Origin of the sequence: Paramicrobacterium humi, from assembly GCF_900105715.1 — a bacterium.
Taxonomy (GTDB): domain Bacteria; phylum Actinomycetota; class Actinomycetes; order Actinomycetales; family Microbacteriaceae; genus Paramicrobacterium; species Paramicrobacterium humi.
In genome coordinates, this window is sequence record NZ_FNRY01000001.1 from 1,946,332 (window position 1) to 1,963,659 (window position 17,328).

The window sequence follows — 17,328 nt, forward strand, 5'->3', positions numbered from 1 at the left end:
TCACTCGCCCTTCGGAAGCTCAGCGGGAACCGACCAGCGCAAGCGCGTCTCGCCCGGCCGCGACTCGAACGCGCACGTGCCCCGGCGTCGGCGCGCTCTCGCGCTCAGGTTCGCGAGCCCGCTGCGCCGTCCGGCTCCCGCGGCGCCCACGCCGTCGTCGACGACCTCGACCGTGACGCTGCCGTCCGCAGCCGTGAGCGTGAGTGAGGCGTTGTGCGCGGAGGCGTGCCGCACGATATTCGTCAGCGCCTCCCGCGTGACGGCGACGACGTCATCGGCGATCTCGTTCGTGACAACGAGATCGACGGGGCCGGCGAACGCGACTTGCGGTGACGGGGGAAGCGCGTGCGCGAGCTCGCCGACGACGGCGAGCACGCGGTCGCGGATGGTGGGGGAGTCCTCGCGCGACCGCGAGAGGGCGAAGATGACGGTGCGGATGCGCGCGATCGTGTCGTCGAGCGTCGTCACGGCTCGGCCGACAGGCTCGGCGGCGGCTGTGTCGAGACCCGGCAGCGTCGCCTGCAGCTCGAGTCCGGTCGCGAACAGCTGCTGGATGACGTGGTCGTGCAGGTCGCGTGCGATGCGCGCCCGATCCTCCAGCAGCAGCATCCGCTGCTCGTTCACTCGCGCCTCGGCGAGCTGCTTCGCCAAGTCGATGCGTCCGGCGAAGTCGGCGGCCATGTCGAGTTCCGCGGCGGTGAACCGCGTCGCCTGGCTCTGTCGGGAGATCACGACCGCTCCCGGCGCGTACGGCGAGGCGCTGAGCGGCAGCACCATCGTGGGACCGAGAGCGGCCTCGTCCGCGTCGGTGAGGTAGGGGCCCCGATTCTCGAGGACGTGCCGCACGAGCGGTGACGACGGCACCCCCGGCAGCTCCTCCGCGCCGCCGTCCGGCGTCGCCGTGAACGTGCGAATGGGATCGCCCTCGCGCGCGATGCTGAGTCGCGCCGACTCGGTGGCGGCGAGCACGCGGGCTGCGATGAACGGTGTCATGTCGTCGTGCTGCGGAGTGAACAGGGCAGAGGTGACTTCTGCCGAGGCCGTCGCCCACGCCTGCCGGCGCTGCGTCTCGGCGAACAGGCGCGCATTCTCTATCGCGAATCCGGCGGTGCCGGCGAGCGACGCGATGAGCTGTTCGTCGTCGGCGCTGAACTCGCCCGAGGACTGGTTCGCAAGATAGAGGTTGCCGTAGACCTCCCCGCGCACGCGGATCGGCACCCCGAGGAAGCTCTCCATCGGGGGATGCCCGGCAGGGAAGCCGGCAGCACGGGGATCCTCCGCCACGTGACGCAGCCGGATGGGGCGGCCCTCCTCCGTGAGCGCTCCGACGAGACCGACACCGACCGGCAGGTGCCCGACCGCGTCGACCTCCTCAGGCGACATCCCCACTTGCACGAGCTGTTCAAGGGTGCCGTCCGCCCCGAGCACGCCGAGCGCTCCGTACTGCGCATCCACGAGGTCCACTGCCGTCTCGACGATCCGCTGCAGCACCGTCGGCAGCTCGAGGTGCGCGACGACCATGCGGTTCGCCCGCAGCAGGGCGCGCAGCCGGCCCTGGGTCCGGCGCACTTGACCGGCGAGATCCACGAGCGCGCTGAGGGTACGGTCGAGTTCGGCGCGCGGCAGGTCAGGGAAGTCGAGTGTGTCATCGCTGCTCATGAGGTTTCCCCCGCCCCGCCGACGCCCGGCTTAGCGGGAGTGTAGCGCCGTTGCGCGTGCGCGCCAACGGCCTTGCGCGGTGAGCGAGACAGCGTGGCGTGATTCCGGAGAACACTCGCCGCCCCGATATCATCGGGATCATGACGGTCCACCACGAGCGGCCGTTCCCGCGTCAAGGCGGTGAACGAGATGCTTGACATCGACGAGGCCGTCATCGAGATCTTCGGCGTGAGCTTCGGCTGGTGGGCGATCGTCGTCTTCCTCGCCGACCTCACCATCCGCATCCTCGCCGTCATCTACGTGCCCCGCAATCGGATGCCGTCAGCGGCGATGGGCTGGCTCCTGGCCATCTTCTTCATCCCCTTCGCCGGCGTCTTCCTCTTCCTGCTCATCGGCAATCCGAAGCTGCCGCGCAAGCGCCGCAAGCGACAGGACGACATCAACAGCTACATCGCGTCCGTCGTCGCGGAGCTCCCGCACGACGCGACGCTCGCCGAGACGCCCGAGTGGCTGCCGTCGCTCGTGTACCTCAACCAGCACCTCGGCGGCTTCCCGCTCATGGGCGGGAACTCGGCGACGCTGCACGCGGACTACGGCGAGTCGCTGCAAGGCATGATCGACGACATCGACCGCGCCGTCGACTGGGTCCACGTCGAGTTCTACATCCTCTGCCTCGACGAGACGACGGCGCCGTTCTTCGACGCCCTCGAGAACGCCGAGAAGCGCGGTGTGGAAGTACGCGTGCTCTTCGACCACGTCGCCTCGCTGCGCACGCGCGGCTACCACAAGATGACCCGCCGGCTCACCGCCATGGGCGCCGACTGGCACCGGATGCTGCCGCTCGATCCGCTCAAATGGAAGTGGCAGCGTCCCGACCTCCGCAACCACCGCAAGCTCCTCGTCGTCGACGGCAGCGTCGCCTGGATCGGCTCGCAGAACATCATCGACCGCAGCTACAACAAGCGTTCAAACATCCGCCGCGGCCTCAAGTGGCAGGAGCTGCAGGCCCGCGTCGACGGTCCCGTCGTCGGTGCGATCAACGCCATCTTCCTCACCGACTGGTACAGCGAGACCGATGAGCTGCTCATCGAGACGTCGGTGCGGCGCGAAGAGGTCGAGCTCACGGCCGCGCCCGTCACCGGAGACCTCGCATGTCAGGTCGTGCCGTCCGGCCCCGGCTTCGAGGGCGAGAACAACCTGCGTCTGTTTCTCGGCCTGCTCTGGGCCGCGCAAGAGCGGATCGTCATCACGAGTCCCTATTTCGTCCCGGACGAGCCCCTTCTCTACGCCGTGACGACCGCCGTGCAGCGCGGGGTCCCCGTCGACCTGTTCGTCTCCGAGATCGGCGACCAGCCCACCGTGTACCACGCTCAGCGCTCCTACTACGAGGCGCTGCTGCGGGCCGGCGTGCGCATCTTCCTGTACCCGAAGCCGTTCATCCTGCACTCCAAGCACTTCACCATCGACAGTGAGGTCGCCGTTCTCGGCTCAAGCAACATGGACATGCGCTCGTTCGGACTCAACCTCGAGATCTCACTGCTCGTGCGCGGCGAGGACTTCGTCAGGGACATGCGCAGCATCGAGGACGAGTACCGCTCCAAGAGCCGCGAGCTCAGTCTTGACGAGTGGCTCAAGCAGCCGCTGCGCTCGACCGTGCTCGACAACCTCGCGCGGCTCACCTCCGCCCTGCAGTGACGCCGCCGCCCGGCATCCGATCGGCTGGGGTCTAGGCTTTCGACATGGAGTGGCTCCTCGCAGCTGTCGCCGGCTTCGTCTCCGGCCTTGCCCTCGTCGTGGGCGCCCTCATCGCCTGGTTCCTCAAGGTGCCCGGGCGCGTCGTCGCCACGGTCATGGCGTTCGGCTCGGGCGTGCTCATCTCGGCGCTCGCGTTCGACCTGATCGGGGAGGCCGCCGACGCCGGCGGGTTCTGGCCCACCATGTTCGGCTTCATCGGCGGTGCCGTGTTCTATGTCGGCCTGAACCTGATCCTCGATGTCGTCGACGCGCGCAACCGCCCCGGCACAGGCGAGAGCCCGGGAACCGGGGTCGGCATCGCCCTCGGAGCGCTGCTCGACGGCATCCCGGAGACCGCCGTCCTCGGCCTCAGCCTCGTCGGCGGCGGGCAGCTGAGCATCCCGATCCTGCTCGCCGTCATCATCTCGAACCTGCCCGAAGGCCTGTCGTCCACCGCGTACCTCAAGCCGGAGAAGAGCGCGACGTACGTGTTCGCGCTGTGGACGGGCATCACGATCGCGTGCGCGCTGTCCTCCCTCGGGGGCTACGCCCTCATGCAGAACGTCGACCCCGCGGTGACCTCGTTCGTCACCGCCGTCGCCGCGGGAGCCATCCTCGCCATGATCTGCGACACGATGATCCCCGAGGCCTTCCGCGATGCGAAGTCGTTCACAGGGCTCATCGCCGTGCTCGGCTTCTTCGCGAGCTTCGGCGTGCACCAACTCGGCTGAGCACGCTGCGCTGTTCCCCTCGCGTCAACGCTGTGCTACCGTCATCACGATCGTGATCCGACAGCAGGAGGTGAGACCCATGAACGCAGTTTCCGCAGTGGGTGCTCCCCTGCCGTCCACGATCGCGCGACTCCGATAGTCGCCACCGGGAGCGCCCCACGCAATCGCGAAGGGCCACTCCCATGAACACAACACCCTCCTCATCTCCGCGCACGCGAGCCCTGGTTCTCGGCGGCGGAGGCTCCACCGGCAACGCGTGGCTGATCGGCGTGATCGCCGGCCTTTACGATGCCGGACTGGACGTCACGACAGCCGATGTGACGATCGGCACCTCGGCCGGCTCGACAGCCGCCGCCCAGATCGCCGGCGCCACGCCGCCCGAAGTGTACGCCGCCACGGTTGCCGCCCCGCCGTCGCGCACTGGACCGGCAGGGGCTGGTCGGGCGCCCGGCAAGCCGGTCGCGGACCAGCTCGAGCGGATGACGGCGATCATCGCCGCCTCATCGGATGCCGCCGACTACCGTCGCCGGATCGCCGCGGCGGCGCTCACGCTCGACGCGGCCTCGGACGGCTCCTGGTCGGCGCGCTGGCACGCGATCGTCGCGAAGCGGCTGCCCAGCCCGCACTGGCCCGCGCGAACGGTGCTCATCACGGCCATCGACGCCCGCAGCGGGGACCCGGTCGTCTTCGACCGCGACAGCGGGGTCGACCTCGTCGACGCCGTCGCCGCGAGCTGCTCGAGCGGCCTTCCCTTCGCGATCGGCGACGACCGGTACCTTGATGGCGGCTATCGCTCGAACGCCGACAACGCGGATCTCGCCGCCGGTTGCGAGCGGGTGCTCGTGCTCTCGCCCTTCGGCGGCAGAACGCTCATGCCGCTCGAGTGGGGTGTGCACCTCGAGGCGCAGCTCGACGAACTGCGCGCGTGCGGGAGCAGCGTCGAAACCGTCTTCCCTGACAGCGAGGCACTGTTCGGCACCAACGCGATGGACCTGTCGCTGCGCCCGAGCGCCGCCCGCGCGGGCTACGCCCAGGGGAAGGCCCGTGCCGAGCAGCTGAGTGAATTCTGGTGTTGAGGTTCAGGAGCGCACGAGCAGGTCGCCCGGCGTGCACCGTAAGGCGTCGCAGATCGCGACGAGCGTCGAGAACCGGATCGCCTTCGCCCGGTCGTTCTTGAGCACCGACAGGTTCACGATGCTCAGGCCCACGAGCTCGCTCAGCTGGGTGAGGGTCAGGTTCCGCTCGGCGAGTAGCTCGTCGAGGCGACAGTGGATGCCGCTCGGCTCCTCGGCCGGTTCGCGAGCCATCAGACGAGCCCTTCCGTGTCGCGCTGCAGGCGCTCGCCGTGCCGCCACACCAGGGCGATGAGCAGGAGCACCGTGGCCAGGGCGAGCACCGGCCAGTTGAGGTCCTGCAGTTCGAAGCCGGCCGGCACCACCCACGCCTGAGAATCGGGGTCAGCGACGTGGAACCCGTCCGTCGGCATGCTCAAAGCGGCGACCGCCGAAGCGGTCGCGGCCGCCTCGAGCGCGGGGACGGCGATGCCAACCGCAGCGGCGAGGGCGGCGATCGCGACGAGCAGTCCGCGCGCCGCCCGTGCGAAGGGGCGGCTGCTGAGCAGACGGCGCGCCAGGACGATGACGCCGAGCGCTCCGGCGACGAACATCGTCAAGGGCAGGGCGATCGCGACCGAGCGGAGTGCGCGAGAGGCGTCCAGCGGCTCATCCGATTCGACGCTGATCGAGTCGTAGAACTGCGCGGTCTCCGCCGTGCTCGCCACGTCCGGGTATCCAGGCGCCGCGTAGCCGACGGAGAACGCGAACGGACGACTGTAGGTCCATTCCACGAACCAGATCGCGAGGCCGACGGCGACGAGCCCGACGAGCGCGGCGATGACCATGATCGTCAGAAGGGCGCCGCGTCCCGCGACTGCCTTGAGGATCGAGCTGTTCATCAGACGAGTCCTTCCGTGTCGCGCTGCAGGCGCTCGCCCGCGCGGAACGCGATTGCGACAACAGTCAGCGCGAATCCCGCAAAGATTGACGGCCAGTATCCGGCTGGAGTGTTTGCTGGCATCGTGTCAGTCTCATAGCCGATCGAGGCGAACGCTCCATTGAGGCCGAGCGTCATGCCCATGTAGACGAGCAAGGTGCAGACGAACAAGCCCACGCCCGCCATGAACACGAGCCGTGCGTTCTGCCGGCTGAACGCGCGTCCTGCGGTGAGACTGCGGCACACGCCAATGCCGCAGGCGATCACGATGAGATAGCTGAGGGCGCGAGCGACGATGGCCATGACGAGTCCAGCGGTCGACAGCCACGGGATGTCCGGCGCCAGGAATCGCGCCTCGGTCACCGCCGCGACGGCGCTCACGCTGCCCACCTCGACGGTGCCCGGCGAGGCGTCGGCCGCGAACCGAGCGGTCACGAGAATGCCGTCTGGCGTGAACATCGAGCTGATGTCGATTATCGCGACGATGATGACCCACGCCGCCCCGACGGCGCCGAAGAGAATCGCCGAGCGGACGTCTCGCATCTCTTTGAACGTGAGCTGCTGGTTCATCAGACGAGTCCTTCCGTGTCGCGCTGCAGGCGCTCGCCGACGGTGAAGGCCGTCGCGAGCAGGGCGAGGACGACGCCGACGATCATCGGCGTGAAGTCGAATACGGCGGCCGGCGGGAAGGCGGCCAGGTCCCATTCGGTGGCGAGCTCGAGGTTGGCGAAGGCGAGGGCCGCCCTGGCGAGGCTGCCGACAATCACGAGCACGAACGCCAGGGCGACGATCGACCGGCGAAGCAGAGGGACGAAGGGCCGGCCGCGGACGAGGGCGATGCACAGGATGCTGATCGTCGCGGCGACCGAAACCTCGACGACCATGCTGAGCAGGGCGTGCGATCCGACCAAGAGCCGTACGAGCCCGCTCGCGTTGGCGACATGGGCGTCGGCGCCCGTGAACGTCGCGGCGGCAAGGCCGTTCGCTCCGGCCTCGGCGCCGGCCACGCTCGCGGCGGCATCCGCGCTCACCGGGATGATGAGCTCCTCGCCGACGAAGGCGTTCACGATGCCGAGGACGCCGATCAGGGTCATGGCGAGGCCGAACAGCGCCGCGACGGAGGCGATGACGAGGGTGATGACCGCTGTCGCGGCATCCGTCTGTCTCTTTTTGCTCGGGAGGACTGGATTTCTCGCGCTCATGGTCTGCCTAACGAAAGTCGATAACAACGATAATCGTTAAGTTATCGACTTTCGTTATGCGTGTCAACGTTCGCCCCTACACCGTCACGCCATGGGCGAACAGGGGGAAGTCTCGTGGGGATTGGTCGTTACGCTGTGTGTATCGACATCCGTCCCAGCCCGTGGTGTCGAAAGGAGTGAAGATGTTCGAGAGATTCACCGATCGAGCCCGTCGAGTCGTTGTCCTGGCCCAAGAAGAGGCCAAGATGCTCAACCACAACTACATCGGCACCGAGCACATCCTGCTCGGTCTCATCCACGAGGGTGAGGGTGTCGCCGCGAAGGCGCTCGAGTCCATGGGGATCTCCCTTGACGCTGTCCGCGAGCAGGTGACCGACATCATCGGCACCGGCCAGCAGCAGCCGACAGGCCACATCCCCTTCACGCCGCGCGCCAAGAAGGTTCTTGAGCTGAGCCTGCGCGAGGCGCTGCAGCTCGGCCACAACTACATCGGAACCGAGCACATCCTGCTCGGTCTCATCCGCGAGGGCGAAGGCGTCGCCGCGCAGGTCCTGGTCAAGCTGGGAGCTGACCTCAACCGCGTGCGCCAGCAGGTCATCCAGCTGCTCTCGGGCTACCAGGGCAAGGAGACCGCCGCCGTGGGCGGAAGCACGAGCGAGCCCACCGCGCAGGGCGGCTCGCAGATTCTCGACCAGTTCGGCCGCAACCTCACGCAGGCAGCGCGCGAGAACAAGCTCGATCCCGTGATCGGCCGCGAGAAGGAGATCGAGCGGGTCATGCAGATCCTCTCGCGCCGTTCGAAGAACAACCCCGTGCTGATCGGTGAGCCCGGCGTCGGCAAGACCGCCGTCGTCGAGGGGCTCGCGCAGGCGATCGTCAAGGGCGAGGTTCCCGAGACGCTGAAGGACAAGCAGCTGTACTCGCTCGACCTCGGCTCGCTCATCGCCGGCAGCCGCTACCGCGGCGACTTCGAGGAGCGCCTGAAGAAGGTCACGAAGGAGATCCGCACGCGCGGCGACATCATCGTCTTCATCGACGAGATCCACACGCTCGTCGGCGCCGGTGCGGCCGAGGGCGCGATCGACGCCGCCAGCATCCTGAAGCCGCTGCTCGCCCGCGGCGAGCTGCAGACGATCGGTGCGACGACGCTCGACGAGTATCGCAAGCACTTCGAGAAGGATGCCGCGCTCGAGCGCCGGTTCCAGCCGATCCAGGTCGACGAGCCGTCGCTGCCGCACACGATCAACATCCTCAAGGGGCTGCGCGACCGGTACGAGGCGCACCACAAGGTGTCCATCACCGACGGCGCCCTCGTCGCCGCCGCGAACCTCTCCGACCGCTACATCTCCGACCGCTTCCTGCCCGACAAGGCGATCGACCTGATCGACGAGGCCGGTGCCCGCCTGCGCCTGTCGATCCTGTCGAGCCCGCCCGAGCTGCGCGAGTTCGACGAGAAGATCTCGAACGTGCGCCAGGCGAAGGAAGCCGCGATCGAGGACCAGGACTTCGAGAAGGCCGCGAGCCTGCGCGACGAGGAGAAGAACCTCCTCGGCGAGCGACTCCGCCTCGAGAAGCAGTGGCGCAGCGGCGAGGTCAAGGCCACCGCGACGGTGGACGAAGGACTCATCGCCGAAGTGCTCGCGCAGGCCACCGGCATCCCGGTCTTCAAGCTCACCGAGGAGGAGTCCAGCCGCCTCGTGTTCATGGAGAAGGCGCTGCACGAGCGCGTCATCGGGCAGGACGAGGCCATCTCGGCGCTGTCCCGCACGATCCGCCGCACCCGCGCCGGCCTCAAGGACCCGAAGCGCCCGAGCGGCTCGTTCATCTTCGCCGGCCCCACGGGCGTCGGAAAGACCGAGCTCGCCAAGGCGCTCGCCGAGTTCCTGTTCGACGACGAGGACGCGCTCATTGCGCTCGACATGAGCGAGTTCGGCGAGAAGCACACGGTCTCACGGCTGTTCGGTGCCCCTCCCGGCTTCGTCGGCTTCGAAGAGGGCGGCCAGCTCACCGAGAAGGTTCGCCGCAAGCCGTTCAGCGTCGTGCTGTTCGACGAGATCGAGAAGGCGCACCCCGACATCTTCAACTCGCTCCTCCAGATCCTGGAAGAGGGACGCCTGACGGATGGCCAGGGTCGCGTGATCGACTTCAAGAACACCGTCATCATCATGACCACGAACCTTGGCTCGCAGGGCATTGCCGGCGGCCCGGTCGGCTTCCAGATCGAGGGCGACACGGCGACGAACTACGAGACGATGAAGGCGAAGGTCACGGAGGAGCTCAAGAAGCACTTCAAGCCCGAGTTCCTCAACCGTGTCGACGACACGATCGTGTTCCCGCAGCTGTCGAAGACCGAGCTCCTGCAGATCGTCGACCTGTTCACGAAGCGCTTGAGCGAGCGGATGCTGGATCGCGACATGACGATCGAGCTCACCGTTCCCGCCAAGGAGCGCCTCATCGAGGTCGGCTTCGACCCGGCGCTCGGTGCCCGGCCGCTGCGTCGCGCGATGCAGAGCCAGGTGGAGGACGAGCTGAGCGAGAAGATCCTGCACGGCGAGCTCAACCCGGGCGACCACGTGCACGTCGACTTCGCCGACGGGAAGTTCGTGTTCACGACGACCGTTCGCGACGAGTCGATCGGCGCGGGAATCAACTCGAACGCGCCGCTCGGCACGGGCGGCTCGACTCCCGATCTCGCGATCACCGACAAGCCGCGCAGCGCGTAACCGCTTACACCGAAAGAGGCCGCTGATTCGTCAGCGGCCTCTTCGCTGCATTCGTGCCTATCAGGGGCCGTTCATTCGTGGCAAACTGCTCGAAGGACGCCGGGCCTTCGCGATTTGCCACGATTGAAGCGTGCGGCTCAGTCCAAGTGGTCGAGGTAGCGCAGCAGAACTCCCTCGCGCATCGCCCACGGTGACACGTCGAGCTCTTTCACGTCGAAGGCGCGCATGGCCTCCGAGAGCACGATGCCGCCCGCGACGATCTGGAAGGTGCGGTCGATCGTGATGCCCGGAAGCTCGGGTCGGGATGCCGCGGGAATGCGGGCGAGCCGCGGAACCCAGTCATCGAGCTGGCTGCGGCGCAGCAGCATCCGATCGCTGTCTCCCACGCCGTCGCGGACGGAACCCGCGAGGCGTGCGAGGGAGCGGATCGTCTTCGACGAGCCGACGACCTGCGAGGGTGAGGGAAGCTCGTCGAACTCGTGCACCGCCTTCTCGAGGATGTCGCGGGCATGGCCGCGAAGGGCGTCCTGCTGCGCTTGCGTGGGCGGGTCGTCGGGCATGAACTCGATAGTTGAGCGGCCGGCGCCGAGCGGGACGCTGAGCCCGACCGTCGGGTACTCGTCTTTGCCGAGCGAGATCTCGAGGGAGCCGCCGCCGATGTCGAACAGCAGAATGTTGCCCGCGGACCAGCCGTACCAGCGGCGCACGGCGAGAAAGGTGAGCTTCGCCTCGTCCTCTCCCGAGAGCACCTGCAGGTCGATGCCCGTCTCGGCCGTGACGAGATTGAGCACTTCGGGTCCGTTCGTCGCCTCGCGGATCGCGGACGTGGCCATGGGAATGAAGCCGTCGAGGCTGCTGCGCTCGGCGAGTTCCGCGGCGCCGCGCACGGCGGCGACGATCGCCTCGACACCCTCGTCGCTGATCGAACCGTCGTCCTGCAGATAGCGCATCAGGCGCAGCACCGACTTGTGGCTCGCCATCGGCTCGGGATGCGCGCCGGGGTGCGCGTCGACGATGAGCAGGTGAACGGTGTTCGAACCGACGTCGAGGACTCCCAGGCGCATAGAAGAACGATAGCGCGCGCCGTTCACCCGCCATCCAGCCAGCCGCTACTAAACTTGCGGCCGTTCGGGCGAAGAGCCCGGCAGGAGGGTGGGTCGTGGCAGAGTATCGAGTGCGCTGGGCGCGCACGAGCGACGTTCCTCTCATTCAGGCCCTCATCGAGCCGCTCGTGCAGCGGCGCATCCTGCTCGGCAAGGAGCGCGTCGTGTTCTACGAGGCGGTGCAGGAGTTCCGCGTCGCCGAGACGAGCGAGGGCGAGATCATCGGCTGCGGCGCCCTGCACGTGATGTGGGAGGACCTCGGCGAAGTGCGCACGCTCGCGGTCGCCGACCCGTGGCTCGGCAAGGGCGTCGGACACACGCTGCTCACGCAGCTGCAGGAGGACGCGCTCGAGCTCGGCCTCTCGCGCTTGTTCTGCCTGACCTTCGAAGTCGACTTCTTCACGCGCCACGGCTATGCGCCCATTGGCGAGGGCGTCGTCGCGCCCGACGTGTATTCCGAGCTCGTCCGCTCGACCGATGAGGGCGTGGCGGAGTTCCTAGACCTCGCTCGCGTGAAGCCCAACACGCTCGGCAACACCCGGATGCTGCGCTCCCTCTGAGCCACCGGGGTCGTGCGCATCCGCGCAGTCAACACCGCCGTTCGCTGCTCGTTTGAGCAAAGCGCGGAATCTGTCGGTGGCCGCCCCTAGCGTGTAGGCATCCGTTTACCGAGTGGCCGGAAAACGGCAACAGGGCGCCCATAGCGTTGCCACAGCATGGCGCGAGTGCCCGCGAGCATGCGTGGCACGCTGGTGCGCTGGGCAGCGGTGTGTCACCCGACGATAAAACCGGGGGATTCCTTGACGACAGCCCGCACCCACCGCAAGCCACTTCTCGCCGCGGCCGCGCTTCTCGGTCTCGCCGCCGCACCGCTCATCGCGGCGCCGGCGCTCGCGGCTCCCGACGGAACCGGGGTGGTGATCAACGAGGCGTATCTGTCGGGCGGCAGCAAGGGCGCCGCCTACCAGCACAAGTTCGTCGAGCTGTTCAACCCGACGGATGCCGCTATCGCGCTCGACGGCACGTCGCTGCAGTACCGCTCCGCGAGCGGCACCGGCAAGACGAGCTCGACCGTTGCGCTGTCGGGAAGCATCCCGGCCGGCGGCTACTTCCTCGTCTCGGGCGGAAGCAACGGGGATGCCGGCGACGCGCTCGAGAACGTCAACATCATCGGCTCGCTCAACCCGAGCGGAACGACAGGCACCATCTTCCTCGTCGACGGCTCCGCGGCGATCACCCCGCCCGTCGGTGACGTTGCGGGAAGCGCCGGCATCGTCGACGCGCTCGGCTACGGCGGCTCCAACACATTCGAGACCGCGCTCGCGCCCGCGCCGGCAGGCAACACCGACGTGAAGTCGCTCACGCGAACAAATGCCGCCGACACCGACGACAACAGCGCCGACTTCACCCTCACCGCCGACATCACGCCGCAGGGCAGCGGAAGCGAGACCGTCGGCACTCCGCCCGACGACTCCGGCGACGACGACACTCCGACCGGTCCCGGCGTCGAGAAGACGATCGCCGAGATCCAGGGCACCACCGACACGAGCCCGCTTGTCGATAAGCGCGTGACGACCACGGGCGTCGTGACCGCCGCCTACCCCGACGGCGGATTCAACGGCTACTACATCCAGACCGCCGGCACCGGCGGAGCGATCGACCCGACGACACACGCGGCCTCCGACGGCCTCTTCGTGTTCTCAGCCGCCACGGTCGGCGCCGTCGCGGTCGGCGACCACGTTCAAGTGACGGGAAAGGTCACTGAGTTCTACGGGCTCACCGAGCTGTCTGTGGCCTCGCTCGCGGACCTCACCGTCCTCGACCAGGCGGCTGCGATGCCGACGCCCGTCGAGACGGAATTCCCCGACACGGATGCCGCTCGCGAGTCGCTTGAGGGCATGCTCGTCGCCCCGCAGGGGGACTTCACCGTGACCGATGTGTACTCGGCGAACCAGTACGGCGAGATCGGCCTCGCCGCCTCTGACATTCCGCTCCTGAACCCCACAGTGAGCGGGCTCCCGGGCACGAGCGCCTACGACGCCGAGGTGGCCCGCGCTGAAGCGGAGGCGGTGTCGCTCGACGACGGCTCGAGCTTCAACCTGCTGAGCGGCCCGAGCGCCGACACCCCGCTTCCGTATCTGTCGCTTGAAAACCCTGTGCGTGTCGGCGCGGCGGTGACCTTCACCAAGCCCGTCGTTCTCGACTACCGCAATGACACGTGGAAGTTCCAGCCGACGTCGCTACTGACGGGAGCGAACGCCGACACGGTGCAGCCGGCGACGTTCGAGAACACGCGCACAGCGGCGCCCGAGAGCGTGGGCGGCGACATCCGACTCGGAACCTTCAACGTGCTGAACTACTTCGCCACGACGGGCGATGAGCGCACGGGGTGCACCTACTACACCGACCGCGACGGCCATCCCGTGACCGTGCGCGACTCGAGCGCCCCCGGCTGCGGCGTTCGCGGCGCCGCTGACGCTGAGAACCTCGAGCGTCAGCAAGACAAGATCGTCGCCGCCATCAACGCCCTCGACGCCGATGTGGTCTCACTTGAGGAGATCGAGAACTCTCTCGCCGCAGGGCACGACGACCGCGACTACGCGCTCGGGGTGCTCGTCGACGCGCTCAACGACGCCGCCGGCAGCGACGTGTGGGCATTCGTGCCGTCGCCTGCGCAACTGCCCGAAGGGGAAGACGTCATCCGCACGGCCTTCATCTACAAGCCCGCGGTCGTCGAGACCGTCGGTGACGCGCAGATTCTCATCGGCTCCGCCGCGTTCGACAACGCGCGAGAGCCCGACGCTCAAGCATTCAAGCCCGTCGACGGCAGCGACGACGATGTGTTCGTCGTCGTGTCGAATCACTTCAAATCGAAGGGCGGCGGCGACGAGGCGACAGGCGACAACGCCGACCTGAACGACGGCCGCGGCGCCTACAACGGCGACCGCACCAGGCAAGCCGAAGCGCTCCTCGAGTTCGCCGACGCGTTCGCCGCGGAGCACGACACCGACAAGGTGTTCCTCGTCGGCGACTTCAACTCGTACGCCGCTGAGGACCCGATTACGACGATCACCGCCGCCGGGTATGTCAGCCAGGGCGCGAAGACCGGAGAGCAGACTTACAACTTCGACGGAGCCGTCGGCTCGCTCGATTACATTTTCGCGTCGCCGGCCGCGGACAGGACCGTGACCGGCGCGGACGTCTGGAACATCAACTCCGTCGAGTCCGTGGCACTCGAATACTCGCGTTACAACTACAACGCGACGAACCTCTACGCCCCGGACGTGTATCGCGCGAGCGACCACGATCCTATGCTCGTCGGGATTGAAGTCAGTCACGACAGCGGCACTCCCGGCCACGGCCATGGCAAGGGCCACGGCAAGGGCCACGGCCACGGGAACGGGCATGGAAACGGCCACGGGTCCGGTCACGGAAACGGACACGGAAATGGCAAAGGCCACGGCTACGGCCACGCCGGAGGCTGGCCTCTGACGGACGCCGCATGCCGCCGATATTGAGACGTCGCAGCCCCGAACTGCAGACACCGCCCGTCCAGGGCACAGCACAGAGAAACAGGAGAGAAATGTCCTCATTCACACGTCGATCACGGCGGCTTGCCGCCGTGGGCGCGCTCGGCGGGCTGCTTGCGGCGCCGCTTGTCGCGATGTCGGCAGCAGCAGCCCCGGCCGACACCACAACAGCAACGATCAACCTACTGAACATCAACGACTTCCACGGTCGCATCGACGCGAACACCGTGAAATTCGCGGGCACCGTCGAGCAGCTTCGAGCCGAGCACCCGGACAGCACGCTGTTCCTCTCGGCGGGTGACAACATCGGCGCCTCCCTCTTCGCATCGTCGATGGCGGACGACACACCGACGCTCGAGGTGCTGAACGCGTTGCAGCTTCAGGCATCGACCGTCGGCAACCACGAGTTCGACAAGGGTCTTTCCGACCTGACCGGCCGGGTCGCGGACACCGCGAACTTCCCGTACCTCGGCGCAAACGTGTATGCGAAGGGCACGACTGATCCTCTCCTCGACGAGTATGCGATGTTCGATGTGCAGGGCATCTCGGTCGGCGTCATCGGAGCGGTTACCCAAGAGACGCCATCTCTCGTCTCGCCCGGTGGCATTCAGGACGTCGACTTCGGCGACCCTGTGGAAGCCGTCAACCGCGTCGCGGGGCAGCTCAGCGACGGAAACCCCGATAACGGCGAAGCTGATGTGATCGTCGCGGAGTACCACGAGGGTGCTGGCTTCGGCCAACCCGAAGGCGCAACGCTCGAGAACGAAGTCGCTGATGGCGGCGCCTTCGCCGACATTGTGACGAAGACCGATCCCGCCGTCGACGCGATCTTCACCGGGCACACGCACAAGCAGTACGCGTGGCAGGACGGAAACGGTCGCCCCATCGTGCAGACCGGCAGCTATGGCGAGAACATCGGTCAGATCGTGCTAAACGTCACGAAGACCGGCGACGACGTGTCCGTAATGATCGACGATCCTGAAAACGACGTGAGGAACGTCGCGCGTCTTGCGGCTGAAAAGGGCGCGACTGACGAGGAGACCGCGAAAAACAGTGCCGCCCTCGACGCCGATCTCATCTCTGACTATCCGCGCGTCGACCTCGTGAACGAGATCGTTCAGAAGGCCCTCGCCGATGCTGCCGTAGTTGGCAATCAGGTGATCGGGTCGGCTACCGCTGACATCACCACCGCCTTTACCTACCCAGAGGGCAAGGATCCCGCGCGCGACGACCGTGGCTCGGAGTCAACGCTCGGCAACTTCGTCGCTGACGCGCTACTCGCGACGCTCAAGGAAGACCGTCTGGGCGGCGCCGAGATCGGCGTCGTCAACCCCGGCGGACTGCGCGCCGAGCTGTACAAGGGTGACATCACGTACGCCGAGGCCAACGCCGTGCTGCCGTTCGTGAACAACCTGTGGACCACAACGCTCACGGGCGCACAGGTTAAGACGATGCTCGAGCAGCAGTGGCAGCGCGATGCCGAAGGGAACACTCCGTCGCGTGCGTACTTGCAACTCGGTCTCTCGGACAACGTCACCTACACGTACGATCCCGGTGCGGAGCGTGACAACCACATCACCTCGGTGACCGTCAACGGCGAGCCGCTCGATCTCAAGCGCAACTATCGCATTGGCACGTTCAGCTTCCTGGCACAGGGCGGAGACAACTTCCACGTCTTCACCTCGGGAGAGAACACCAAGGATTCCGGTCTCATCGATCGCGATGCGTGGATCGACTACATCACCAAGCAGTCGCCGATCTCGCCGAGCTACGACCGCCGCGCGGTCGCCGTCACCGGCATCCCCACCGGTGCGGTTGACGCGGGCTCGAGCTTCGAGCTGCAGCTGTCGAAGCTGAACCTCACGTCACTCGGCGTTCCGACAGAGACTGAGCTCACCGCCGCGATCGACGGGACGAGCATCGGAACGGCTCCGGTCACCGACGGGTCGAGCACCGTGACCATCGAGGTTCCGGCCGAAGCCGAGGACGGTGCGCACACGCTCACCCTCACCGGCACCAAATCGGGCACCGTCGTGACGATCCCGCTCACGGTCACCGCCAAGGCGGCCGAGCCCGGCCCGGGAGAGCCCGGATCGAGCGAACCGCCGGCAGGGAAGCCCTCGCCCGCGACCGACGACAACCTGACCGGCGGCACCGAGGGCGGCATCTCCACCGTCACCGAGGCAAAGCCCGGGCAGACGATCACGATCAACGTCGGAACCGAGCACGCCGGTGAATGGGTGTCGGTCTGGCTGCACTCCACTCCGATCATGCTCAGCGACGGCTTCGTGCAGGTCTCGGCGGAAGGCACCGTGCAGGTGACGATCCCGGCCGATGCTCCCGCAGGCAACCACCGCATCGTCGTTCTCGCCGCCGATGGCTCCGTCATCGGCTGGCAGGACATCACGATCGCGGCGGCACCCGCCGCCGCCGACCCGGGCAATACGTCGAGCGCGCTGCCGCGAACCGGCGGTGACGTGCAGGAGCTGCTGCCGTTCGGCTTCCTGGCTCTCGGGCTGCTCGTCGCCGGCGGTGTTGCGTTTGGCATCAGCCGGCGCCGCGCGCACCGCGAGACGGTGAGCAAGAGCTAGCCGACGCACATCTGGTCGCGGAGGGGTCACGTCACGGCGTCCCCTCCGCGACCGCGTTTTCGG

At 67.4% G+C, this 17,328-nt stretch carries 12 protein-coding genes and 1 pseudogene; 7 read left to right on the top strand and 6 right to left on the bottom strand.

Features of this window, described 5'->3' with window-relative positions; genetic code table 11:
- A complete protein-coding gene (locus tag BLV49_RS09675; protein WP_091183262.1) occupies nt 1-1,659 on the bottom strand; it encodes a GAF domain-containing sensor histidine kinase in 1,659 nt (552 codons plus the stop codon).
- A 189-nt stretch (nt 1,660-1,848) separates the two neighbouring features.
- Between BLV49_RS09675 and cls the strand changes: the two genes are divergently transcribed.
- From cls to BLV49_RS09690, 3 genes are all read left to right on the top strand, one after another.
- The gene (gene cls, locus BLV49_RS09680; protein ID WP_091187141.1) at nt 1,849-3,354 is read left to right on the top strand and encodes a cardiolipin synthase; all 1,506 of its coding nucleotides are present in this window, start codon (nt 1,849-1,851) and stop codon (nt 3,352-3,354) included.
- A gap of 44 nt (nt 3,355-3,398) precedes the next feature.
- Complete coding sequence (locus BLV49_RS09685; protein WP_091183265.1) at nt 3,399-4,124, top strand: ZIP family metal transporter; 726 nt, start codon at nt 3,399-3,401, stop codon at nt 4,122-4,124.
- A 182-nt stretch (nt 4,125-4,306) separates the two neighbouring features.
- Nucleotides 4,307-5,200: a patatin-like phospholipase family protein gene (locus BLV49_RS09690; RefSeq protein ID WP_091183269.1), complete on the top strand. Its 894-nt coding sequence runs from the start codon at nt 4,307-4,309 to the stop codon at nt 5,198-5,200.
- Nucleotides 5,201-5,203: 3 nt separating this feature from the next.
- Here BLV49_RS09690 and BLV49_RS09695 read toward each other — a convergent pair whose 3' ends face one another.
- From BLV49_RS09695 to BLV49_RS09710, 4 genes are read right to left on the bottom strand one after another with little or no spacing between them, the layout of a single operon-like run.
- The gene (locus tag BLV49_RS09695; RefSeq protein ID WP_091183273.1) at nt 5,204-5,431 is read right to left on the bottom strand and encodes a helix-turn-helix domain-containing protein; all 228 of its coding nucleotides are present in this window, start codon (nt 5,429-5,431) and stop codon (nt 5,204-5,206) included.
- Nucleotides 5,431-6,078 (bottom strand): hypothetical protein, encoded by a 648-nt coding sequence (locus tag BLV49_RS09700; protein ID WP_091183277.1) that lies wholly within the window; start codon nt 6,076-6,078, stop codon nt 5,431-5,433. Before BLV49_RS09700 ends, BLV49_RS09695 begins: the two co-directional genes overlap by 1 nt.
- Nucleotides 6,078-6,686 (bottom strand): DUF2975 domain-containing protein, encoded by a 609-nt coding sequence (locus BLV49_RS09705; RefSeq protein WP_091183280.1) that lies wholly within the window; start codon nt 6,684-6,686, stop codon nt 6,078-6,080. Before BLV49_RS09705 ends, BLV49_RS09700 begins: the two co-directional genes overlap by 1 nt.
- Nucleotides 6,686-7,318 (bottom strand): hypothetical protein, encoded by a 633-nt coding sequence (locus tag BLV49_RS09710; RefSeq protein WP_091183283.1) that lies wholly within the window; start codon nt 7,316-7,318, stop codon nt 6,686-6,688. The genes BLV49_RS09705 and BLV49_RS09710 overlap by 1 nt, the downstream gene beginning before the upstream one ends.
- A gap of 182 nt (nt 7,319-7,500) precedes the next feature.
- Between BLV49_RS09710 and BLV49_RS09715 the strand changes: the two genes are divergently transcribed.
- Nucleotides 7,501-10,041, top strand: coding sequence for an ATP-dependent Clp protease ATP-binding subunit (locus tag BLV49_RS09715; RefSeq protein ID WP_091183285.1), 2,541 nt, complete (start codon nt 7,501-7,503; stop codon nt 10,039-10,041).
- A 137-nt stretch (nt 10,042-10,178) separates the two neighbouring features.
- On the opposite strand, the gene BLV49_RS09720 is transcribed toward BLV49_RS09715, so the two are convergent.
- The gene (locus BLV49_RS09720) at nt 10,179-11,105 is read right to left on the bottom strand and encodes a Ppx/GppA family phosphatase (RefSeq protein ID WP_091183288.1); all 927 of its coding nucleotides are present in this window, start codon (nt 11,103-11,105) and stop codon (nt 10,179-10,181) included.
- A 95-nt stretch (nt 11,106-11,200) separates the two neighbouring features.
- Between BLV49_RS09720 and BLV49_RS09725 the strand changes: the two genes are divergently transcribed.
- The 3 genes and pseudogenes from BLV49_RS09725 to BLV49_RS09735 all read left to right on the top strand — a co-directional run.
- Entirely contained in the window at nt 11,201-11,704 is a 504-nt protein-coding gene (locus BLV49_RS09725) for an amino-acid N-acetyltransferase (protein WP_091183292.1), read from the top strand.
- 156 nt (nt 11,705-11,860) lie between these two features.
- Nucleotides 11,861-14,662, top strand: a complete 2,802-nt coding sequence (locus tag BLV49_RS09730; RefSeq protein ID WP_245723602.1) for an ExeM/NucH family extracellular endonuclease — start codon at nt 11,861-11,863, stop codon at nt 14,660-14,662.
- Between the two features lie 164 nt (nt 14,663-14,826).
- Nucleotides 14,827-17,265 (top strand): annotated as a pseudogene (locus tag BLV49_RS09735) (bifunctional metallophosphatase/5'-nucleotidase); the annotation flags it as partial.
- Nucleotides 17,266-17,328 lie beyond the last annotated feature (63 nt).